Raw genomic sequence first — 23791 nt, forward strand, 5'->3', positions numbered from 1 at the left:
AAGGATAAGCTAAATTTAGTTTATCCTTTTTTTTATATTTGAAAACGAATAAAGTAAATGATGAAAGAATGAAATATACTCAGCGAAAAAAAGCAATATTATTATTAGCAGATGGTACTGTATTTGAAGGAAAGTCTATTGGTATTGACGGAACTTCTTTTGGTGAAATATGTTATAATACCGGTATGACTGGATATCAAGAAATATTTACAGACCCTTCTTACTTTGGTCAATTAATGTTAGCAACAAATGCTCATATTGGAAATTATGGTGTAAATAATAATGAAGTTGAATCTGATTCAATTAAAATTGCAGGATTAGTTTGTAAGAATTTCAGTTTTAATTATTCTAGATATGGCGCCGATGGATCTTTAGAAAATTATTTTGAAAAGGAAAAGGTTTTAGCAATTTCTGATATAGATACAAGAGCTGTTGTTCGTTATATAAGAGATAAAGGAGCTATGAATGCGGTAATTTCTACTGAAACAGATTTAAAGGTGTTAAAGGAGAAACTAAAATCTATTCCAAATATGAAAGGGTTAGAGTTAGCCTCAAAAGTTTCGACTAAAGAATCTTATTTTTATGGAGAGGCTAACGCACCATATAAAATTTCGGCATTAGACATAGGTATCAAAAAGAATATATTAAAGAATTTAGTGAGTAGAGGATGTTATATTAAAGTATTTCCATACAATGCTAGTTTTGAAGAAATGAATGCTTTTCAACCTGATGGTTTCTTTTTGTCTAACGGTCCTGGAGATCCAGAACCTTTAAAAGAAGCTCAAGAATTAGCAAAAGAAATTATTAAAAGAGATATTCCTTTGTTTGGGATATGTTTAGGGCATCAAGTCATTGCCTTAGCAAATGGAATTTCAACATATAAAATGCATAATGGTCATCGAGGAATTAACCATCCTGTTAAAAATATTATTACAGGGAAAGGAGAAGTTACATCACAAAATCATGGGTTTGTTGTAAAGAGAGAAGAAGTTGAAAATCATAAAGATTTTGAAGTAACTCATATCCATTTAAATGATGAAACACTTGCAGGAATGAAGATGAAAAATAAGAATTGTTTTTCAGTACAATATCATCCTGAAGCTAGTCCAGGGCCGCATGATTCATCTTATTTATTCGATCAGTTTATCGAGAATATTAAGGAATCAAAAAAATAGTATTAATTTTCATTAAATGTTTTACACGTTTTAAAAAAGCGAAAACGTTATCGCAATAAGGGATTAAATTAAAAAGATAATTACGTATGAAATGCGTAACTTTGAAACACAAAAAATAACCAATAAAATTACAATAAAATGAGTATGATTATAAGTGTTCATGCACGACAAATATTTGATTCAAGAGGAAATCCAACAGTAGAAGTAGATGTAGTAACTGAAAATGGAATTTTAGGTAGAGCGGCTGTTCCATCTGGAGCTTCAACAGGAGAACATGAAGCAATGGAACTTCGTGATGGAGGTAAAGATTATATGGGTAAAGGAGTCCTAACAGCAGTAAAAAATGTAAATGAAATTATTGCAGAAGAGTTGCTAGGAATTTCAGTTTTTGAACAAAATCTAATTGATCAAGTAATGATTGATTTAGATGGTACAAAAAATAAATCTAAGTTAGGAGCCAATGCAATTTTAGGAGTTTCATTAGCGGTAGCAAAAGCAGCAGCAAATGAATTAGAAATCCCATTATATCGTTATGTGGGTGGTGTTAGTGCAAATACACTTCCAGTACCAATGATGAATATTATAAATGGAGGTTCTCATTCAGATGCACCAATTGCCTTCCAAGAATTTATGATTATGCCTATAAAAGCTAAAAACTTTACTGAGGCAATTAAAATGGGTAGTGAAATATTTCACAATCTTAAAAAATTAATCCACGATAGAGGCTTAAGTACTGCAGTTGGAGATGAAGGAGGATTTGCACCTACATTTGATGGAACTGAAGATGCAATTGAAACCGTATTAAAAGCGATTGAAAATGCAGGATATAAACCCGGAGATGAAGTTAAGCTAGCATTAGATTGTGCTGCGGCAGAATTTTATGTTGATGGAAAGTATGATTATACTAAATTCGAAGGTGATAAAGGAGTTATAAGAACTTCAGAAGAGCAAGCAGATTATTTAGCTGAATTAGCGGAAAAATACCCAATTATTTCAATTGAAGATGGAATGGATGAGAATGACTGGGAAGGTTGGAAATATTTAACAGAGCAAATTGGAGATAAAGTTCAATTAGTTGGTGATGATTTATTTGTTACAAATGTAGAAAGACTTTCTAGAGGTATTGAAAATGGTATTGCAAATTCAATTTTAATAAAGGTAAACCAAATTGGTACGTTAACAGAAACTATAGCTGCTGTAAATATGGCTCATAATGCGGGTTATACATCTGTAATGTCTCACCGTTCTGGAGAAACAGAAGATAATACTATTGCGGATTTAGCTGTTGCGTTGAATACTGGTCAAATAAAAACAGGTTCAGCTTCACGTTCAGATAGAATGGCAAAATATAATCAGTTATTAAGAATTGAAGAAGAATTAGGAGCTGTAGCATATTATCCTCAGGACAATGCTTTTAAAATATAATTTTAAATAGCTCTAAAAAGTCAATCAATTAGATTGATAGTATACATATAAAATTTTAAAAACCAGTGAAATAGACTTCACTGGTTTTTATTTTTAAAGATATTATCAGGTTACAATTCAATTAAAACTGATGTTTATAAGTGCTTGTTTTTCAAGGTAATAATTGTTACATCTAAGTTTCAACATGATAAATATCAGGTTTTAATAATGGTTTCAGTTGTAAATTTATGGGAATAATTATTAAAAGGTTAAATATTATGAACACTTTGAAACATAAATTGCACGAAAAAATTCAATTACACAGGTTAAGAACTACTAAATTATTAAAAGAGCACGGAGATAAGGTTATAGATAAAGTAACTGTAGCACAGGCTATTGGAGGTATGAGAGGTATTAAAAGTTTAGTAACTGATATTTCTTATCTAGATCCGTTTGAAGGAATTCGTTATAGAGGTTTTACGCTTCCTGAAGTTTTGGAAAAACTTCCAAAGCCAGAAGGAGCTGAAATGCCTTATGTTGAAGGATTATACCATCTTTTGTTAACAGGTGATATTCCAACTCAAACTGAAGTTGAAGATTTAATGGTTGATTTTAATAATCGCAGAATGATACCTCGTTACGTTTGGGATGTTATTGATGCATTTCCAAGCAATAGCCATCCGATGGCAATTCTTTCTGCTGCAGTTATGAGCTTAGAAAGAGAATCTCATTTCAATATAAAATATAAAAAGGGAATGAGTAAAATGGATTACTGGGATTCAACTTATGAAGACTCAACAAATTTGCTAGCTAAAATGCCTCTAATTGGCGCTTATATTTATAATAAATTATATAGTCCTGAAAAAGGGCACAGATATCCAGATCCTACTCTAGATTTAGGTGCAAATTTTGCATATATGATGGGAAAAGATAAACCGTATGATGATGTATCTCGTATGTATTTTATTATTCATGCAGATCACGAAAGTGGAAATGTAAGTGCACACACAGGACATTTAGTGGCTAGTTCATTGTCTGATGTATATTATGCAACTTCTGCAATGATTAATGGTTTAGCGGGGCCTTTACATGGTTTAGCAAATCAAGAGGTATTACGTTGGTTACAAGGGTTAATTGAGCAAATGGGAGGAGAAGAACCAACTGAGGAAGAAATGAAAAAATATGTGTGGGATACTTTAAATAGCGGACAAGTAATTCCTGGATACGGTCATGCAGTTTTAAGAAAAACAGACCCTCGTTATACTGTGCAGCGTGAGTTTTGTTTAAAACATTTACCAGATGATAAAATATTTAAATATGTAGATGCTTTATATAAAGTTGTGCCTGATATTTTAGTAGAACAAGGAAAAGCTAAAAACCCTTGGCCTAATGTAGATGCACAATCTGGAGTTGTTCAATGGCATTATGGTGTGCGTGAGTATGATTTTTATACAGTTCTATTCTCAATAGGACGGGCATTTGGTGTACTTTCAAATATAATCTGGGATAGAGCATTAGGTTATTCTTTAGAAAGACCAAAATCGGTTACCACCGATATGCTTGAAAAAATGGTTGGAATTAAAAAATAATTGGTTGACTCAAATTAATTGTTATTAAATATTTAAACAAATTGTTTGCTTAAAAAGTCGAGATTTTCTCGACTTTTTTTGTTTAATTTAGTTTAAGTATAATTAACAAATCATTAATAATATTTGTAACTTAAATTGCTTAAAATTCCTTAAATTCGTTACTCAGAAAATAATAGTATAATTACATTAAAATATATTAAGAAATATGTCAGATAAAGCAATTTTAGAATTAGATGGTAAAAAATTTGAATTTCCTGTTTTTAAGGGGCCTGAAAATGAAACTGCCATTGATATTAGTACTTTAAGAGGTTCAACAAATGGAGTAATAACATTAGATCCAGGTTTTAAAAACACCGGATCTTGCGAAAGTAAAATCACCTTTTTAGATGGTGAGAAAGGAATTTTAAGACATCGTGGTTATGCAATTGAAGAGTTAACCAAAAAGGCAAGTTTTTTAGAGGTTGCATTTTTAGTAATTTTTGGCGAATTACCAACTAAAGCTGAACTCAAGAAGTTTGAAGATGATATTAAATCACATTCTTTAGTTAATGAAGAGATGAAAGATATAGTTGTTGGTTTTCCAAAATCAGCTCATCCTATGGGTATGCTGTCTTCTTTTACAAGTGCATTAACATCGTTTAATCCAGGTGTAGTTGATATAAATTCTAAGGAAGACATGTACAATGCTATCGTTAAAATATTAGGTAAATTTCCTGTATTAGCAACTTGGGCTCATAGAAGAAATCATGGATTACCTCTTAATTATGCCGACAATTCTTTAGGATATATTGAAAACCTAATGCAGCTTATGTTTAAAATTCCAACTGAGGATTATAAAATAAACCCAATAGCAGTAAAAGCGTTAGATGAATTATTAATCTTGCACGAAGATCACGAACAAAATTGTTCAACTTCAACGGTGAGAATAGTTGGTTCATCAGGAGCTGGTTTATTCGCTTCACTTGCTGCTGGAGTTTCTGCTCTTTGGGGACCTCTTCATGGAGGAGCAAACCAAGCGGTAATAGAAATGTTAGAAGCCATTCAAAAAGATGGAGGTGACGTAGCTAAGTATATTGCAAAAGCAAAAGATAAGAATGATCCTTTCCGTTTAATGGGATTTGGGCACAGAGTATATAAAAACTTTGACCCAAGAGCACGAATTATTAAAAATGCTGCTGATGAGTTGTTTGAAGATTTAAATTTAAATGATCCTATTTTAGATATAGCAAAGCATTTAGAAGAAGTAGCTTTAAAAGATGAATATTTTGCAGAGCGTAAATTATATCCAAATGTAGATTTCTATTCAGGAATTATTTACAGAGCTTTGGGAATTCCAGTTTCAATGTTTACAGTAATGTTTGCAATTGGAAGATTACCAGGCTGGATTGCTCAATGGAAAGAAATGCGTGAAAATGGTGAGCCAATTGGAAGACCACGTCAATTATATACTGGAGAAACACTACGTTCTTTTCTTCCATTTGAAAAAAGGTAAATATTTTTAAATTATATTTAAAACCTCATATTAATCTATGAGGTTTTTTTATTTTTACGCTTAAATAAATAGTATATGATGAAACTAAATGTTCAAGATGAAACTTCTCGCTTAAGGGCTGTGGTTTTGGGAATTGCAAAAAATAATGGACCAACTCCAAAATTAGAAGATGCTTATGATCCTAAATCAAGAGAACATATAGAAGCAGGAACCTATCCTTTAGAAAAAGATATGGTTTTTGAAATGCAAGCTTTTAATAAAGTTTTTGAAAAATACAATGTAAAGGTTTACAGACCTAATGTTATTGAAGATTACAATCAAATATTTTCTAGGGATATTGCTTTTGTTATTGGAGATACATTGATTAAATCAAACATTTTACCTGATAGAGAAAAAGAAATTGAAGCTATTCAGCACGTATTAAATCAAATTGAACCTTCTAAAATAATTGAAACCACAGATGATATTCATTTTGAAGGTGGAGATGTTATGTTATGGAATAATCATATATTTATTGGAACTTACAAAGGAGATGATTATAAAAATTACATTACGGCCCGCACAAATATGAAGGCAGTTAATTTTATAAAAAAAATATTTCCGAATAAAATTGTTAAAGAATTTGATTTGGTGAAATCAAATACAAATGCTAGAGAAAATGCATTACATTTGGATTGCTGTTTTCAGCCAGTTGGTAAAAGTAAGGCAATTATACATAAGGAAGGTTTCAGAGATGTGAATGATTATAATTATTTGTTAGATTTATTTGGAGCAGATAATTTATTCCATATTTCAAAAGATGAAATGTATCAAATGTTTTCAAATGTATTTTCAATTTCAGATAAAGTTATCGTATCTGAACAAAATTTTACCAGATTAAATAGCTGGTTGAGAGCTCAAGGATTTATTGTTGAAGAAATTCCATATGCTGAAATTGCAAAGCAAGAGGGTTTACTAAGATGTTCAACAATGCCATTAATAAGAGATTAAATTATGAGACAAATTACAAATACCATATTAATGGTTCGACCAGTTTCATTTCGTACAAATGAACAAACTGCAGTAAATAATTATTATCAAAAAGTATTAGATGGTTTAACTCCTGAAACAATTCAATTTAAGGCTTTACAAGAGTTTGATAATCATGCTAATAAATTACGAGAAATTGGGGTTGAGGTTATAGTAATTGACGATACAAAAGAATTTGATACACCAGATTCGATTTTCCCAAATAATTGGATGTCATTTCATCAAAATGGTGATGTAGCTATATATCCTATGTTTGCCGAAAATAGACGTTTAGAAAGAAGAGATGATATTTTTCAAACGTTAGAAAGCTTAGGGTTTGTTATTGAAAACATGATTGACTATACCTCTGCTGAAGCCGAAGAGATATTTTTAGAAGGTACCGGAAGTTTGCTTTTAGATAGAGTCAACAGAAAAGCGTATTGCTCTCTATCTCCAAGAGCTGATGAAGATTTATTTATTGAATTTTGTGAAGATTTTGAATATACTCCTGTTCCATTTATATCATACCAAACAGTGAATGGTAAGCGACTACCAATATATCATACCAATGTGATGATGTGTCTAGGTGAAAATTTTGCTGTAATATGTTTAGATAGTATAGACGATAAAAAAGATCGTAAAAATGTGTTAAAACATTTAAAGGAAGATCGTAAAGAAGTAATTATTATATCTGAAGATCAAGTAAATAATTTTGCCGGAAATATGTTACAAGTAATTGGGAAAAACAATGAGCGTTATATTGTAATGTCAAAATCAGCATATGAAAGTTTAACAAAGCAACAAATAAACCAACTTAAAAAACACGGTACTTTAGTAAATAGTTCTTTAGATACAATTGAAGCGTGTGGTGGTGGAAGTGCACGTTGTATGATGGCTGATGTATTTTTACCTAAGAACAAACAACTAGCTTAATTTTAAGAATGCTTTCTAAAAAAACAAAATATGGACTTAAAGCACTAAGCTATTTAGCAAAGAAGAAGAAAAATGAACCGGTTTTGATTTCTGAGATTTCTGAATCCGAAAATATATCTCAAAAATATTTAGAAAGTATTTTATTAACGTTAAAAAAAAGCGGAATACTTTCTTCAAAAAAAGGAAAAGGAGGTGGTTATTTCTTACTTCAAAATCCAAAAGAGATCAAGATCTCAACTATTATGAGAGTTCTAGAAGGTCCAATTGCAATGTTACCTTGTGTAAGCTTAAATTATTATGAAAAGTGTGATGATTGTATAAATGAGGAAGAATGTAGTTTGAGTATTTTAATGGCAGAAGTTAGAGATAGTACTTTAAAAATACTTGAAAATAAAACACTTGCAAATTTTCATTGTGGAGAATAAGTTGTGAGAAATTAAATAAAAAAAGCCTTTCAAATGAAAGGCTTTTTTTAGAACTATATTTTAACTAAAATTGGTATATGAACATTAAACAATTTGTTTTTTAAATGCTGCAAATCGTTTAATAAATTTTCTTTGTTTACTTCAAAATTGGAAAATAAATCTTGGTAATATTCAATACCATCATTTAAATTACTTTGAAATGTTGTTAAATATTTTTCGTTTTTACTATTGAGTGAATCTTTTAATTCATCTACTTTATTAGAAAAATAATCAACATACATAGATAATTCTTTGATAAACATATGTGGTCGATTATTTGTTGCAATTACATTTGCTTTACCATAAATGTGGTTTATCATTTCTTTTAAAGAAAGTTCTTTTGAAAAATATGCCATATTTGGGCCGGGACAAATAGCAACTCCTTGGTCTTCTCCTTTTTGATCCAGATTATAATTAATTAAGGCAGCATTTGATAAACCCTCGCATAAACAAGCTTTATCAGTAATTTGACTTGATTTCTTAGAATATTCGTCAGAAGTTAAGCACTCATCTTTTAATTCATTTAGCTTCATCGTTTGAAACTTTTTTGACGCGGTACAAATTACTTTTTCTGAAAAATCTTTATTCGATGCTAAAAATTTCTTAGGACATGAACTTCCGGCTTTGTTGTTTGCTATTCTTTCATTTTTAAGAATTTCGTTTGTGTTTCCTCTTAAACTATTAAAAGGAACGCCTAAAGGAGAAATATTACTTAAAAATAAATCCTTTTCTTTTGCTACTTTTAAAGTATCAATTGTTTGTTTATCAACTGTTGAAGCTTCAGGGACTAATAAAAAAGGGGTTCCCCATCCTACAGAATCGATATTATAATTATCTAATAAAAATTCGTGTTCTTCTGAAGTTCCAACACCACCTTGAGCGGTAATTTTTAATTCTAAAGGAACATTTGGTATGCTTTTCCCTTTATGGTTTAAAGCAGCAATCAATATATTGTGGACATCAGAAATTAAATCGTTTTTATGATTTTTAAATTCCTCTAAAATAGGTCCCATTAAGTAACCATCAGAAGCAAACGCATGACCACCACAATTTAAACCAGATTCAATTCTATATTCAGAAACCCATAATCCTTTTTTAGCTAAAAATTTACCTTGAATTAAGGCTGATCTATAATCGCTAACTTTCAAAATAATTTTCTTTTTTTGAAAACCATTTTCATCTGGATAGAAATCATTAAATTTCTCAAAATAGCTATATAATCTAGGATTCATACCCGCAGAAAGCACAACAGATGATTCTAAATTACTATTGGCAAAACCTCTCAGTGCCGCATGGGCATCATTAAATTCAGATGGTAATAATTCATTTTTATTATAATTATCCTTGTCAAGCTTAGTCATAATATTTACGTCAATAGCACCTGGCATCAAATTATTTTGTATCCAATTAGAGATGTCTTTTTTTAAATGATTATTTTGAATCGTTTCTAAGAAGTTTTGTTTTACTTCGGAAAAATCAGGAAGCATGTCCATATATTTCTCAAACTCACTACTTTTTTCTTCGAAACTCTTTTTGAGTGTTTCAAATTTATGTTTTACAATAGTATCAACCGTATTTAGATACGATGTAATTCTCTTCGCCCTATAATCTTCAACTTTCGTTGAAATTGCTTTAAAAGGAATTTCAAATTTTGAAGAATAATATTCATTCATCTTTTCAATTAACACATCATCTACAATTGAAACAACTGATGAAATACCATATTTTGCAACTTTAATTGGACTATCTATTGTAAAAGCAAGCCCCATCACAGGAATATGAAATGAGTGAGGGTTGTTTTTTTTACGCATATTAGTTATGTTTTAATTTAGCTTTTATTCTTAAATCAAACGTAAAAGTAAACAACTTGTTTTCAAACTAGTTGACTATTGTCATACTTTTGATAAAATTGTGATATTATTATGAATAAATATTCTTTTAAAAAAAGCCAGTTCACACGAGTTGAACTGGCTTAACAATTTAAATATATAAATTGGAATTAGCTTCCTGATACACTACCACCTGAAGAGGTGTCTTTGTTGATACTTGTAGGTCCACCTTCATAATCAATATCTCCACCGCTACTAGCTTTGGCCGTTAAATTACCTTTTACTTGCACATCTATATTTGCTCCGCTACTAGCTTTTGCAAGGACATCTATTGCTTCTAGTTCGTCAGCATCAATTGTACTTCCGCTACTAGCGTTAGCTGAAAATGTTTCTGTTTTTCCATAAATATCAATGTCTGCTCCGCTCGAACATTCACTGGTTATATCTGTAGCGTTTACATAAATTTTAATTGAGCTTCCGCTACTTGAATCAAGTTCTAATTTAGTGGTTTGTAGGGTATTTTCAGATTTTACTGAAGCCCCGCTCGACGTACTTATTTTGGAAATTTCTTTTGTAGTTACATACACATTTCGCTTTTTTGCGCGATATACATTTTTCTCAAAGTATACTTTTAATTCTCCATTTTTAACTTCTGTAATTAATAATTCTAAGATATTTTCATCAGCTTCTACATTTAATTCTGTTGAATTTCCTTGGGTTAGATATAAACTAATTCCTTGTTGTACTTTAATGGCATCAAAATCTGAACTAATTTTTCTATCTTCTGAAACTACATTTCCATTCCCTTTAATTCCCGTAATACTTTCCATAAAGCAAGACGATGTTGTAATAAGTAGCACTAGTATTGCCGTTATCCTTGTCAAAGTTTTCATAATATAATGTTTTTGTTTGTTCAAATATATTTTTAAACTTGGTTAGTTAAAATATATTATGGCCAAGTTGTTGAATTTATTGTTTGAATTGTAACTATTTAATGATTAAGCCGTTTTCGTCTAATTTAATTTCAGCATCTCCTCCGTCGTTATCTTTTACTTTAATCTCCAAACCATTTCTATCAATGTTTAAATTAAAATGTTCATTGTCTCTTTTAAATGAATCTCCAAAAATATCTGGATCACAATCTAAACATTCTAGTCCGTTCTCTGTCATTTTATAATAGTGCTTTGGCATATCTCTATCGCGAATTTCTTGAATATTATCTACATCATCTAAGAACGTACGAGTAGAATTGTCTAAATAAATTAATGAATAAACAGGTAAATAAATCGTTACATCAATTAATTGATCTTTAAATTTATGTTTAAAGTCAGATAAGAAATATCCGTTTAATTCTAAATTTTTATCATTTAAGTTAAATTGATATTCTATAGATTCTGCATCATTATTAGCACTTAAACGACTTTTTCCTTCTGATTCTTTTCTTATTTTAACATATCCAATTGTATTATCTGTAGGTTTTACATCTACATTTATTCTTGTTGAATATAATTTTTGAATATCGTTGTCAATAACTGTTTCAGAGTTATAACGTCTTCTTAATTCTTTATAAGTTGATAAATTGTCATTCCCAATCATCTTTACTTTAAGCGTATCACTTGCAATTAATGGTAATTCTTCAGTTTGGTTGTGTACACCATCATATGCTGTTCTAGTTGCAAAGTCTGCTATTGCCAAACCTAATCCTAGTAGTGAAATTATCCAAATACCAAGTAATGATAATTTTGTAGTTGTGCTGAAAGACTTAACATTGCTTGATATTATTTTTAAACCTAACATAAACAAAACAACAAACGGAATTCCAATTGCAATAAATCCAAATATAATAATTAACCAACTAGGCATTATTGAATCGAATACGAATGGAGGATACGTTACGAATTCCTCACCAAACCCTAATATTTCAATTCCACCCCACGAAAAGGCACCAATAATTAGTCCTATTAAAGTAAGGGAAGCAACTAAAATGAGTAGCGCTCCAATAAATTTCCCAAATACATTAAATATTGCAAGAAAAATTTTAGTTAAAGTTTCAATGACATCTTGTAAACCCGATTTTGCTTTATTCTGAAATTCAGTGTTTCTAACTTTACTAGTAACATCGTTTACCCCATCCTTTACGCGAGATGAAACATCTTGAAATTCTTCTCTAATTTTTTTTTCAATATTACTAATATTTACTGGCTCGCCTTTCATTTGTAATTTTTCGGCTGTTGTTGTCGCTTCAGGAATTAATATCCAAAGTAAAATATAAATTGGAATTCCCGTTCCAAATCCTGCAACAACTAATACTATCCAGATTAGGCGTACCCATAAGGAGTCGATACCTAAATAATGTGCTAAACCAGAAGAAACACCACCTAAAAACTTATCTTCACCATCTCTAAATAATTTTTTGGAAGAACTTTTAGGTCTGTATGATGGTTCGTCTTCAAATATTTCCTCATCCACTAAATAATCTTCTGGTTTTCCCATAATTTTAGTGATTTCATCAATGTCATTTTCGTTAACAACTTGACGTTCGTCTTTTACTCTTTCAGAAAGTAATTCACCAATTCGATGCTCAATATCATTTAATATTTCATCTCTACCTTGTGGATCATCACTTAAAGATCGTCTTATGGCATCTAAATAAAGTTTTAGCTTTTGATAAGCTATTTCATCAATGTGAAAGAAAATGCCTCCTAAATTAATATTTATTGTCTTATTCATTTTTTGTTGATTTTTTGGTAGTTACTATATTTACTGCTTCTACAAGGTCACTCCAAGTGCCATTCAATTCTTTTAAAAATAATTTACCAGTTTCTGTTAAGGCATAATATTTTCGTGGTGGTCCAGAAGTTGATTCTTCCCAGCGATAGCTAAGTAGACCAGCGTTTTTTAATCGAGTTAGTAAAGGATAAACGGTACCCTCTACAACTAATAATTTTGCGTCTTTTAAATGCGATAAGATCTCAGATGTGTAGGCATCTCCATGTTGTAAAATGGAAAGTATACAGTATTCTAAAACTCCTTTTCGCATTTGAGCTTTTGTATTTTCTATCTTCATAAGTTAAGATTTAAGAGTTAAAAGCATATTGCTATTTAATAAATTCTATAGTGAAAGGATACGTATAATATTCGCCACTATTTGCTTTCATGCTTGCTAAAATAATAAGTGCAATTTTTAATAATATTGCAGGTATTATTCCTATAATAATTGCAATAATACCAAGTCCTAAAGTGAATATTGCTATAGGAACAAATAAGATTGCTAATAAAAATCCGTATACGATTAAACTAAGCTGGAAATTCACAGCAGATTTTCCGTGAGTATCTATATAAGCGCTTTCATTTTTTTTAGCAGTCCAAAGAACTAATGGAGCGATAATGTTTCCAAAGGGGAAAAACCACCCCGCAAAACCGCTTAAGTGTGTAATTGAGCTGTAGTTTTTATCGTTTTGTGTGATCATAATTAAAAGTATATAGTAATTTCTTATGCAAATATATAAATAATAAACAGTAGTATGCAACACATAGTACCTTAATTTAACATTTATTTAACAAATAAACATTTTTTAACGCTCATTTATTTTGAGTAACTTGACCTCAAAATAATAAAGATTTTATATGGAGGTGACTGTAAAAAATATGAATAAGTTTTTGATGTTTAAATTGCCATCAGCGTTTTTATGCGGTGTAAAACTAAAAGAGCTTGATGATACTAAATCTGTGGTTAAAGTGAAGCATAGGTGGATCAATCAGAATCCATTTAATTCCATGTATTTTGCGGTACAATCAATGGCTGCAGAACTTACAACAGGAGCCATTGTTATAAAAAAAATTAAGGAAAGTGGTCAACGCGTTTCAATGCTAGTAACAAACCACAACGGGACATTTACTAAAAAAGCTGTAGGTTTAATAACCTTTACTTGTAACGATGGTAGTTTAATTGATGATGCTTTGAAAAGAACTATTAAAACGGGAGAAGGTCAAACAATTCTTATGAAATCTATTGGTGTTAATGAAAATGGAGAACAGGTTTCTGCTTATGAATTTGAATGGAGTATAAAATTAAAAACAGGTAAAAAATAAAAAATTTAAACTATGAATGCACACGAAATTGATTACGAAATAATAGGGGAAGAAATGCAATTTATCGAAATTGAATTAGATCCTCAAGAAGGCGTTGTTGCCGAATCTGGTAGTTTTATGATGATGCATGAGGGAATACAAATGGAAACTATTTTTGGAGATGGTTCTAACCAAGATGAAGGTATTTTAGGGAAACTCTTTTCAGCAGGGAAAAGATTATTAACAGGAGAGAGCTTATTTATGACTGTTTTTTCAAACGTTGGAAGCGGTAAAAAAAAGGTTTCATTTGCAGCTCCATACCCAGGTCAAATTTTTCCAATTGATTTAAGTGAAATGGGAGGTAAGTTTATTTGCCAAAAAGATGCATTTTTATGCGCAGCTAAAGGAGTTTCGGTAGGAATTGAGTTCTCAAAAAAATTGGGTAGAGGTTTATTTGGTGGTGAAGGTTTTATTATGCAAAAATTAGAAGGAGATGGAATGGCGTTTGTTCACGCAGGAGGTAACATGTCTAAAAAAGAATTAAAAGCAGGTGAAGTTTTAAAAGTTGATACTGGTTGTGTTGTTGGGTTTACCAAGGATGTTAATTATGATATTGAATTTGTTGGGGGAATTAAAAACACCGTGTTTGGAGGTGAAGGTTTGTTTTTTGCTACATTAAAAGGGCCCGGGACAGTTTACGTACAATCTTTACCGTTTAGTCGATTAGCAGGAAGAGTTTTAGCATTAGCTCCTAAAACAGGAAATAAAACAAGAGGAGAAGGTAGTATACTTGGTGGAATAGGAGACTTAATAGATGGTGATAACAGAATTTAGTAATAAAAAAAACCGGATTTAATCCGGTTTTTTTTATTATTCTAAAGTAGCCAATTCTTTATAGTTTTTATTTAATTTTTTTAATAGAATACCATAAATAATTCGGTAATATATCCATAAGAAAAGAATTATTATTACAAGGCCAATAACTTGGCTAATCAATAAAATATTAAATAATTTATCACCTCCAATATCTAAGTTTTTAGGATTAAAAACTTGCATTAAAAGTTCTTCATCAGAAAACATCATAAAATTGATAATGAAAGATAAAATAATAGTAGCTATAATGTTATAATAAACGTAATAATTAACAGTTCTTCTAGTTCTTATAATTTTCTTCATTAATAAGTTTGTACTGTCTATAACACAAATGGAATTGTAATTTTTATAAAATAAATAAATAAAACCAATCACAACAGCATAATGAATCACATATGATATAGATAGTACAGTTTTTAAATGTAACTTTTCATAAATTTCAAAATAACTATCAGGAATTAATAAATTAATTACATTCCAAAATATTAATTCAGCAATGCAAATTATAAATATCCACTTTACAACAGAAGACGATTTTTTATGAACTATCGTATAAATTTCTTCATATGATAATTTTGGATAATCAGCATCTTGCTTCTTCCAGTCTTTTTTCAGTAAATCTAATTCATCCATAGTTTACGGATTTAATATTGTTTTAAGTCGAGTTTTAATTCTGTTCATTTTCACTCTTGCATTCACTTCTGAAATACCAATAGTTTCAGATATTTCTTTATAATTTTTATCTTCTAAGTATAAAAAAATTAATGCTTTATCAATATCTGATAATTGATGAATTGCTTTATACATTAGTTTTAATTGTTCCTCTTCTGTATCATCATAACTAGTAGATTGAATTCTATGTAGTACTGTATCAAAATCTTGTGTTTTTATAGTTCTTTTAGATTTTCTATACAGTGTAATGGCAGTGTTTAGCCCAATTCTATACATCCAAGTACTTAGTTTAGAATCACCTCTAAATTTGGGATATGCTTTCCAAAGTTGAATGGTGATTTCTTGAAACAAATCATTATGAGCTTCTTGATTATTTGTGTAAATTCTACACACTTTGTGAATAATGTTCTGATTTTCTTGAAATTCAGAAATAAATTTATGTTCAAGTTCTTTAGTCACAAGTTTTGTTTCGTTCTTTTAATAAGTATGTTTTGTTCTTGAAATGTTACAAATTCAAGATTAAAAATAAAAAAAGCAACTCTATTGAGTTGCTTTTTTATAGAAAATTCAATTAATTAATTTTCAGTCTTTTTAATTTCACTAATAAATTTATTAAGCTCTAATCCATATTTAGATTCTTTTACTTTCTTGGATAATGAGTTGTTTACCGTATCTAACAATTTAATATTTGCATAATATAACTCAGTTAATGCAATATAAGGAGCTACTTCATACTCTCCGTGATTTATTGCAAAATTTGTTGAGAAATAGTATTTTCTTCTAATTAGGCTTTTTTCATCATTTTCTAATTTTACAAGAAGTTCAGTATCACCAGCTTTTTGGGCTTCAAATTTCTCTTTAAGCAAATCTAATTGTTTTCCACTAAATTTTTGAACCATCGCTTTATGTTCCTCTAAAAGTTCTTGATTTTTAGATCCAGAAATTTTGGCTGATGTCGCAAATTTTTCAAGTTTAGAGGTAATATTTATTTCTTTTTTTTCACCAAAAAAAGTTATTTTTTGATCTTCATTTTTGTCAAGTTGAACAAGATAAATTTCAGGGCTTTCAATATTATCAACTAATGTAAAACTATTTTCATTATTTAACATGACCGAATCAACCGAAACTAATAAAGTATCATTAAATTTTTGAAGATATACAGTTCCTTTTTTCAATCCATTAATAGTTCCATGGACTGTCATTGTTCCTTTTTTCTCATTTCCACATGAAATTAAAAGGCTGATAATAATAAAAGAGTAAATTATTTTTTTCATTTCTAAAATTTTAACCACGCAAATATCTAATTTAAATTTCATTTTTCACTATAATTGTGGTGCAACAATTCGCATTAATTCTGCTGTTAGCATAGCTCCGTAAGTACCAACAACATAACCAAATACTGCAAGTAATACTCCAACAGTAGCTAAAGACGGATGGAAAGCAGCAGCAACAACCGGTGCAGAGGCAGCTCCACCAACATTTGCTTTACTACCAACTGCTAAAAAGAAATATGGAGCTCTTATTAATTTAGCCATAATAATTAATAATAGTACGTGTATTATCATCCAAATTAGGCCTACAACTAGCAATCCTGGATTATCTAAAATTTTTGACAAATCCATTTTCATACCTATAGAAGCTACTAAAATATAAATAAAAACACTACCTATTTTACTTGCTCCTGCTCCTTCATATTTTTTTAAGCTAGTAAAAGAAAGTATAATTCCAAGAAAAGTTGCGATTGTAATCATCCAAAAGAATTGCGATCCAAATGATGACATTGCCGAAGTTTTATCTGCCACGGCTTCTACATTTTCAACTAAAAAAGATGAAATAGCATTGGCACCTAAATGTGAAATTCCTACAACTACGAATCCAATAGAAAGTATTACCATAAAATCTGATAAGGAAGGGTTTCTAACATTTTGGGAGGCATAATTAGATACCTTTTCTTTTAAAGTTTCAATAGCTGAAGTATCGGCTTTTAACCATTTATCAATTTTTTCAGATTTTCCTATTCCTAATAATAAAATAGCCATCCAAATATTTGCAACTACAATATCTACTATAACATAACTAGCATAGTTGGCAGTATTAAATTCGTAAATTTCTAACATTGCTGCTTGGTTGGCACCACCGCCAATCCAACTTCCGGCTAAGGTAGATAGACCTCTCCATACGGCATCAAATCCAGCACCGCCAACAGTTTCTGGAGATATAATAGAAACCAACAGAATCGCTAACGGACCTCCAATAATAATACCTACGGTACCTGTTAAAAACATAATTAGTGCTTTTGGTCCTAAATTAAATACAGCTTTTAAGTCTATACTCAGCGTCATCAATACTAATGCAGCTGGTAACAGATATCTACTAGCAATGTAATATACTTGCGATCCATGTTCAGTAATTTCACCAGTATCATTTACGGTTGTCCATTCTGGTGAAATAACGCCAAGAGTTGTAAATACAGCTGGCATCATATAGGCCATTAATAAAGCTGGTATATATTTATAAAATTTTTTCCAAGCACTATTTTCACTTGATGATGTGTAAAAAACAAATCCAAGTGTTAACATAAGTATTCCAAAGACAATTGTGTCTTGGGTAATTAAAGGTGTTGTATCCATATTATTTGAGTTTTGGCTAAAATACTATTTTTTTTAATGAATATTGAACTTATACATGTGAGAATGGTTAGTTATATTTGTGCATAAAATATAAACAAATGAAATATATAAAACTCTATTTTTTAGTAGCACTGTTAATCGTTTCGTGTAATACCGTGAAACAAACAACACAAGTTGTTGAAAATGAAGTCGCTATTGTTGATACTCGTGAAATTCAAGGAGGGATGTGGATTCCTTCATTATTGAAAGGAATGAACGAAAATGAAATGCAATTATTGGGAAGTAAAATGACTGCTGAAGACATTTACTCGGTAAATAATTCAAGTTTAAAAGATGCCATTGTTCACTTTAATGGTGGATGTACATCAGAAATTATTTCGCCTAACGGATTGTTATTAACAAATCATCACTGTGGTTACGGTGTAATTCAATCTCACTCATCTGTTGAAAACGATTATTTAAAAGATGGTTTTTGGGCAATGAGTTATGACGAAGAATTGCCAAATGAAAATTTTTCTGTAACCTTTATTAAAAGAATTGATGATGTAACCTTAGCAGTTTTTGAAGGTGTAACTCCAGATATGGATGAAGCAGCTAAAATGAAACTAATTAATCAGAATATTCTAAAAGTTAGTAAAGCCGCACAAAAGGAAACTTGGCAAGATGCCAATGTAAAATCTTTCTATAATGGAAATCAGTACTTACTTTTTGTAACTGAAGAATTTAAAGATGTTCGTTTAGTTGGTGCTCCACCAACTTCTATAGGTAAATTTGGATCGGATACTGATAACTGGATGTGGCCTCGTCATACAGGCGATTTCTCAATGTTTAGAATCTATGCTGATGCAAATAATAAACCGGCAGCTTACTCTAAAGATAATGTTCCTTATAAACCAGCACATCATTTACCGGTTTCATTGGATGGTGTTGAAGAAAACGACTTTACCTTAGTTTTTGGTTTCCCAGGAAGAACAAATGAATATTTACCAGCTGTTGGCGTTGATCAAATTGTAAATGTTTTAAACCCAGCAAAAATTGAAGTGAGAGAAAATGCATTAAAAATTGTTGACGGGTTTATGCGTAATGATACTGAGATTAAAATTAAATATGCATCTAAATACGCCTCAATAGCAAATTATTGGAAAAAGTGGATTGGTGAAAATCAAGGAATTGAAAAGTCAAATGCAATTCAAAAGAAGCGTGACTTAGAAACGGAGTTTTCTAAAATCGTTGAAGAGAAAGATTTGGTTGGGTACAAAACATTGTTATCAGATTTTGAGCGATTATACAAAGAAATTGAAAGCGTTTCTTTAGCCCGTGATTATTGGGTTGAAGTAGCTTATAGAAATGTTGAATTATTGAATATTACTTTTAGTGCATTTCAATTAGAGCAGGCTTTTTTAAGAGGAGGAGAACAAGCTTTTGAAAGTAGAAAAAAATCCCTTCTAAATAGTTTTAAAGGGAAATTTAAAAACTATAGTGCAAAAGTTGATCAACCAGTATTTGAAAAATTAGTAAGTCTATATGCTGAAAAAGCTCCAAAAGAGTTTATGCCATCAAATATGATGAATGTAGACTTTAAAGCTTTATCAAACGATATTTATGCAAACTCTAAATTAACAAGTTTAGAAGGAGCAACTGAATTATTGAGTGGAACAGCTGATGAAGTAATTAAAAAGTTAAACGAAGATAAAGCTTATGTGTTTGGAAAAGAGTTGCATACAATTTTCTATGCGAAGCTTGAACCAAAATATCAAGAGTTAAATCTACAGTTAGCTGCAGTTCAGAAAAAATATATGAAAGCGCTTATGGAAGTATTTCCAAACAAACGATTTTTTCCAGATGCAAATAGTACGTTACGTGTAACTTACGGACAAGTAAAAGGTTACGCTCCAAAGGATGGAATGCGTTATGCAAATACTACTTATTTGAAAGGTGTAATTGAAAAATTTGTGCCAGGAGATTATGAATTTGATGTTCCTAAGAAACTAGTAGAATTATACAATGCCAAAGATTTTGGTCAATATGGAGATAATGGAAAAATGCCAGTATGTTTTATTGGTACTAATCACACAACAGGAGGTAATTCTGGTAGTCCTGCAATTGATGCCCACGGAAATTTAATTGGATTAAATTTTGACAGAGTTTGGGAAGGAACTATGAGTGATATGAATTATGACCCAGATATTTGTAGAAATATTATGGTTGATGTTCGTTATGTGCTATTTATAATTGATAAATATGCTGGTGCGCAAAATTTAATTAATGAAATGACTTTAGTACATTCAAAAAAGAAATAATATAATTAAACAATAATAATATGAAATTTATAAAACAATATGTATTTGTAATAATTGCATTTATAACCCTTAGTATAAGTGCGCAAGACACACGTGATATACAAGGTGGAATGTGGATTCCTTCCTTATTAAAAGGAATGAATGAGCAAGAAATGCAGCAGTTAGGAAGTAAAATGACCGCTGAAGATATTTATTCTGTAAATAATTCAAGTTTAAAAGATGCTATTGCTCATTTTGGTGGAGGTTGTACATCTGAAATGATATCGCCAAATGGTTTATTACTTACAAACCATCATTGTGGATTCGGTGTAATTCAATCACATTCTTCAGTTGAAAATGATTATTTAAAAGATGGATTTTGGGCGAAAAGTTATGAAGAGGAAAAAATAAATGAAAGCCTAACAGCAACGTTTATTAAAAGAATAGACGATGTTACAGCTGAAGTATTTAAAGGTGTTACTAATGATATGGATGAAGCATCAAAAATGAGATTGATTAGTCAAAATATAAATAAAGTAACAGCAGCTGCGCAAAAAGAAGAATGGCAAAAAGCTTCTGTTAGAGAGTTTTTTAAAGGAAACCAATATTTATTGTTTATAACAGAAGTTTTTACAGATGTGCGTTTAGTTGGTGCTCCACCATCAGCAATTGGAAAATTTGGAGCTGATACAGATAACTGGATGTGGCCTCGTCATACTGGAGATTTTTCTATGTTTAGAGTGTACGCTGATGCAAACAACAGACCCGCAAATTACTCAAAAGAAAATGTACCTTATAAACCAAATCATTATTTACCAATTTCATTAGATGGTGTAGAAGAAAATGATTTTACGTTGGTATTTGGTTTTCCGGGTAGAACAAATGAATATTTGCCTGCTGTTGGTGTAGATCAAATTGCGAATGTTTTAAATCCTGCAAAAATTGAAATAAGAGATAACGCTTTAAAAATAGTTGACTCTTATATGCGTAAGGATGCAGATATAAAAATTAAATATGCATCTAAATTTGCTTCAACAGCTAATTATTGGAAAAAGTGGATTGGTGAAAGTCAAGGAATTAATCAAACTAATGCTATTGAGAAAAAAAGAGCATTGGAACAAGAATTTTCAAAAATTGTAAAAGAAAAAGATTTAGTAGGTTACCAAACATTATTAGCTGATTTTGAACGATTATATAAAGAAATAGAAGGTGTTTCTTTAGCACGTGATTATTGGATTGAAGTAGCATACAGAAATGTAGAATTATTAAATATTACGTTTAGTGCATTTCAATTGGAGCAAGCTTTTTTAAGAGGAGGTGAACAAGCCTTTAATCAAAGAAGAGATGCTGTTTTAGGAAGTTTAGAAGGTAAATTTAAAAACTATAGTGCAGAAGTTGATAAACCTGTTTTTGAGAAATTAGTTAAATTATATGCTGATAATTCTCCAAAAGAATATATTTCTTCAAATATGGTTGGTGCAGATTTTACAGCCTTAGCAAACGATATTTATGCAAATACAAAATTAGCATCATTAGCAGGTGCAAATGAACTAATGACTGGTTCAGCTGAAGAGGTTATTAAAAAACTGAATGAAGATAAGGCGTATGCTTTTGGGAAAGAACTGCATACTATTTTTTATTCTAAAATTGAGCCTAAATTTCAAGAGTTAAATTTACAATTAGGAGCTGTTCAAAAAACGTATATGAAAGCGCTTATGGAAGTGTTTCCAAACAAACGTTTCTTCCCAGATGCAAATAGTACGTTAAGAGTAAATTACGGTTTAGTGCAAGGATATGAGCCAAAAGACGGTATTTATTACACTACTCAAACCTATTTAAAAGGGGTAATGGAAAAATATGTTCCTGGAGATTATGAGTTTGATGTACCTCAAAAATTACAAGATTTATATGAGACGAAGGATTATGGGCCATATGGTGAAAATGGAAAAATGCCTGTAAATATTATGTCAACTAACCATATGACAGGTGGAAATTCTGGAAGTCCTGTTGTTGATGCTTATGGAAATATGATTGGTTTAGCTTTCGACACAACTTGGGAAGGTACAATGAGTGATTTATATTATGATGCAGATATTGTAAGAAGTATCATGGTTGATATTCGTTATGTATTATTTATTATTGACAAATATGCTGGCGCTCAAAATTTAATTGATGAGATGACGCTCGTACATCCAAAGAAATAATAAGAATTTTATTATAAAATATTTAATTTTAAAAAATCTCAGAATCACTTTTTGGTCCTGAGATTTTTTAATATCATAAGCTATTTAAAAAAAATTAAATAGTTGTACCTTTCGATTTTTAATAGAACAATGAAAGCACTATTTAAAAAGTACATTCTTAACTTTAAACAAGCCAGCGGAACTTCAAGAGGTGTTTTACACACAAAAGAAACGTATTTTTTAAAGATAACTGATAGTGAAAAAGTTGGTATTGGAGAGTGCGCTGTATTTAAAGGTTTAAGTAGTGATGATAGACCTGATTATGAAGATAAATTGCATTGGTTATGCGAACATATACACTTAAAAGTTGATTTTTTATTAAATGAGTTGATTGAATTTCCTTCCATACAGTTTGGTTTGGAGCAAGCAATGTTATCATTACAAAGTTCAAATTTATTTGAATTATTTCCCTCAAAATTTACGCAAAATAAAGATGCTATTGATATTAATGGTTTAATTTGGATGGGAAGTGAGTCTTTTATGAAGCAACAAATTAAAGATAAATTGGCCGTAGGTTTTTCAGTGATAAAAATGAAAATTGGAGCTATTGATTTTGAAACTGAAATAGCGTTATTAAAAAGTATTAGAAATGAGTTTTCTTCAGAAGAAATTGAATTACGAGTTGATGCGAATGGTGCATTTTCGCCTAAAGAAGCACAAGAGAAATTAAAAATATTATCAGATTTTGATATTCACTCCATTGAACAACCAATAAAACAGGGACAAATTGAAGAAATGGCAGAATTGTGTTCTAAAACTCCAATTCCAATTGCGTTAGATGAAGAATTAATTGGTGTTTTTGATGTAACAAATAAGAAAGAAATGCTACACATAATAAATCCTCAGTATATTATTTTAAAACCAAGTTTGGTTGGTGGATTTAATGGGAGCGAAGAATGGATTGAATTAGCAGATGAGCAATATATTGGTTGGTGGATTACATCAGCTTTAGAAAGTAATATTGGGTTGAATGCAATTGCTCAATGGACATATAAATTAAATTCGAAAATGCCGCAAGGATTAGGAACTGGAAGCTTATTTACCAATAATTTTGAGAGCCCGTTAGCTGTAAAAAACGGACATTTACATTATAACAAAAATAAAAGTTGGAACTTTAATTTATTTTAAG

At 30.3% G+C, this 23791-nt stretch carries 21 protein-coding genes; 12 read left to right on the forward strand and 9 right to left on the reverse strand.

Annotated features, from left to right (window positions below):
• The first annotated feature begins 68 nt into the window (after positions 1 to 68).
• The 7 genes from carA to HKP59_RS01570 all read left to right on the forward strand — a co-directional run bounded on the left by carA (position 69) and on the right by HKP59_RS01570 (position 8026).
• On the forward strand, positions 69 to 1175 hold the full coding sequence (carA, locus tag HKP59_RS01540) for a glutamine-hydrolyzing carbamoyl-phosphate synthase small subunit (protein WP_291802853.1): 1107 nt from the start codon (positions 69 to 71) through the stop codon (positions 1173 to 1175).
• A 138-nt stretch (positions 1176 to 1313) separates the two neighbouring features.
• Positions 1314 to 2600: a phosphopyruvate hydratase gene (gene eno, locus HKP59_RS01545; protein WP_291802855.1), complete on the forward strand. Its 1287-nt coding sequence runs from the start codon at positions 1314 to 1316 to the stop codon at positions 2598 to 2600.
• A 257-nt stretch (positions 2601 to 2857) separates the two neighbouring features.
• On the forward strand, positions 2858 to 4168 hold the full coding sequence (locus HKP59_RS01550; RefSeq protein ID WP_291802858.1) for a citrate (Si)-synthase: 1311 nt from the start codon (positions 2858 to 2860) through the stop codon (positions 4166 to 4168).
• Positions 4169 to 4373: 205 nt separating this feature from the next.
• Positions 4374 to 5660, forward strand: a complete 1287-nt coding sequence (locus HKP59_RS01555) for a citrate synthase (RefSeq protein WP_291802860.1) — start codon at positions 4374 to 4376, stop codon at positions 5658 to 5660.
• A 75-nt stretch (positions 5661 to 5735) separates the two neighbouring features.
• Positions 5736 to 6650 carry an arginine deiminase family protein gene (locus tag HKP59_RS01560; protein WP_291802863.1) on the forward strand — a complete coding sequence of 305 codons (915 nt, stop codon included), beginning with the start codon at positions 5736 to 5738 and terminating at the stop codon, positions 6648 to 6650.
• Between the two features lie 3 nt (positions 6651 to 6653).
• Positions 6654 to 7601, forward strand: coding sequence for a citrulline utilization hydrolase CtlX (ctlX, locus tag HKP59_RS01565; protein WP_291802865.1), 948 nt, complete (start codon positions 6654 to 6656; stop codon positions 7599 to 7601).
• Between the two features lie 8 nt (positions 7602 to 7609).
• The gene (locus tag HKP59_RS01570) at positions 7610 to 8026 is read left to right on the forward strand and encodes an Rrf2 family transcriptional regulator (protein WP_291802867.1); all 417 of its coding nucleotides are present in this window, start codon (positions 7610 to 7612) and stop codon (positions 8024 to 8026) included.
• Between the two features lie 53 nt (positions 8027 to 8079).
• Here the strand turns inward: HKP59_RS01570 and HKP59_RS01575 are convergent, their stop codons facing one another.
• From HKP59_RS01575 to HKP59_RS01595, 5 genes are all read right to left on the reverse strand, one after another.
• A complete protein-coding gene (locus tag HKP59_RS01575) occupies positions 8080 to 9876 on the reverse strand; it encodes a hypothetical protein (RefSeq protein ID WP_291802869.1) in 1797 nt (598 codons plus the stop codon).
• A 188-nt stretch (positions 9877 to 10064) separates the two neighbouring features.
• Complete coding sequence (locus HKP59_RS01580) at positions 10065 to 10787, reverse strand: head GIN domain-containing protein (protein ID WP_291802871.1); 723 nt, start codon at positions 10785 to 10787, stop codon at positions 10065 to 10067.
• A 94-nt stretch (positions 10788 to 10881) separates the two neighbouring features.
• Entirely contained in the window at positions 10882 to 12624 is a 1743-nt protein-coding gene (locus tag HKP59_RS01585; protein ID WP_291802873.1) for a PspC domain-containing protein, read from the reverse strand.
• Positions 12617 to 12961: a PadR family transcriptional regulator gene (locus HKP59_RS01590; RefSeq protein WP_291802876.1), complete on the reverse strand. Its 345-nt coding sequence runs from the start codon at positions 12959 to 12961 to the stop codon at positions 12617 to 12619. The genes HKP59_RS01585 and HKP59_RS01590 overlap by 8 nt, the downstream gene beginning before the upstream one ends.
• Before the next feature lie 31 nt (positions 12962 to 12992).
• Entirely contained in the window at positions 12993 to 13364 is a 372-nt protein-coding gene (locus HKP59_RS01595; RefSeq protein WP_291802879.1) for a DUF4870 domain-containing protein, read from the reverse strand.
• Positions 13365 to 13521: 157 nt separating this feature from the next.
• Between HKP59_RS01595 and HKP59_RS01600 the strand changes: the two genes are divergently transcribed.
• On the forward strand, positions 13522 to 13986 hold the full coding sequence (locus tag HKP59_RS01600) for a DUF4442 domain-containing protein (protein ID WP_291802881.1): 465 nt from the start codon (positions 13522 to 13524) through the stop codon (positions 13984 to 13986).
• A gap of 12 nt (positions 13987 to 13998) precedes the next feature.
• Complete coding sequence (locus tag HKP59_RS01605; protein ID WP_291802883.1) at positions 13999 to 14799, forward strand: TIGR00266 family protein; 801 nt, start codon at positions 13999 to 14001, stop codon at positions 14797 to 14799.
• A gap of 36 nt (positions 14800 to 14835) precedes the next feature.
• Here HKP59_RS01605 and HKP59_RS01610 read toward each other — a convergent pair whose 3' ends face one another.
• The 4 genes from HKP59_RS01610 to HKP59_RS01625 all read right to left on the reverse strand — a co-directional run bounded on the left by HKP59_RS01610 (position 14836) and on the right by HKP59_RS01625 (position 18140).
• The gene (locus HKP59_RS01610; RefSeq protein WP_291802885.1) at positions 14836 to 15471 is read right to left on the reverse strand and encodes a hypothetical protein; all 636 of its coding nucleotides are present in this window, start codon (positions 15469 to 15471) and stop codon (positions 14836 to 14838) included.
• A gap of 3 nt (positions 15472 to 15474) precedes the next feature.
• Positions 15475 to 15969 (reverse strand): sigma-70 family RNA polymerase sigma factor, encoded by a 495-nt coding sequence (locus tag HKP59_RS01615; RefSeq protein WP_291802887.1) that lies wholly within the window; start codon positions 15967 to 15969, stop codon positions 15475 to 15477.
• Positions 15970 to 16085: 116 nt separating this feature from the next.
• Positions 16086 to 16784 carry a DUF4369 domain-containing protein gene (locus HKP59_RS01620; protein WP_291802889.1) on the reverse strand — a complete coding sequence of 233 codons (699 nt, stop codon included), beginning with the start codon at positions 16782 to 16784 and terminating at the stop codon, positions 16086 to 16088.
• A 48-nt stretch (positions 16785 to 16832) separates the two neighbouring features.
• Positions 16833 to 18140, reverse strand: a complete 1308-nt coding sequence (locus HKP59_RS01625) for a DUF819 family protein (RefSeq protein WP_291802892.1) — start codon at positions 18138 to 18140, stop codon at positions 16833 to 16835.
• A gap of 98 nt (positions 18141 to 18238) precedes the next feature.
• Between HKP59_RS01625 and HKP59_RS01630 the strand changes: the two genes are divergently transcribed.
• The 3 genes from HKP59_RS01630 to HKP59_RS01640 all read left to right on the forward strand — a co-directional run bounded on the left by HKP59_RS01630 (position 18239) and on the right by HKP59_RS01640 (position 23790).
• Positions 18239 to 20440 carry a S46 family peptidase gene (locus HKP59_RS01630; RefSeq protein ID WP_291802895.1) on the forward strand — a complete coding sequence of 734 codons (2202 nt, stop codon included), beginning with the start codon at positions 18239 to 18241 and terminating at the stop codon, positions 20438 to 20440.
• A 20-nt stretch (positions 20441 to 20460) separates the two neighbouring features.
• Positions 20461 to 22623: a S46 family peptidase gene (locus HKP59_RS01635; RefSeq protein ID WP_291802898.1), complete on the forward strand. Its 2163-nt coding sequence runs from the start codon at positions 20461 to 20463 to the stop codon at positions 22621 to 22623.
• A 129-nt stretch (positions 22624 to 22752) separates the two neighbouring features.
• Positions 22753 to 23790: an o-succinylbenzoate synthase gene (locus HKP59_RS01640; RefSeq protein ID WP_291802900.1), complete on the forward strand. Its 1038-nt coding sequence runs from the start codon at positions 22753 to 22755 to the stop codon at positions 23788 to 23790.
• Position 23791: the final 1 nt, after the last annotated feature.

Source organism: Lutibacter sp. (assembly GCF_013041805.1).
Classification (GTDB): domain Bacteria; phylum Bacteroidota; class Bacteroidia; order Flavobacteriales; family Flavobacteriaceae; genus Lutibacter.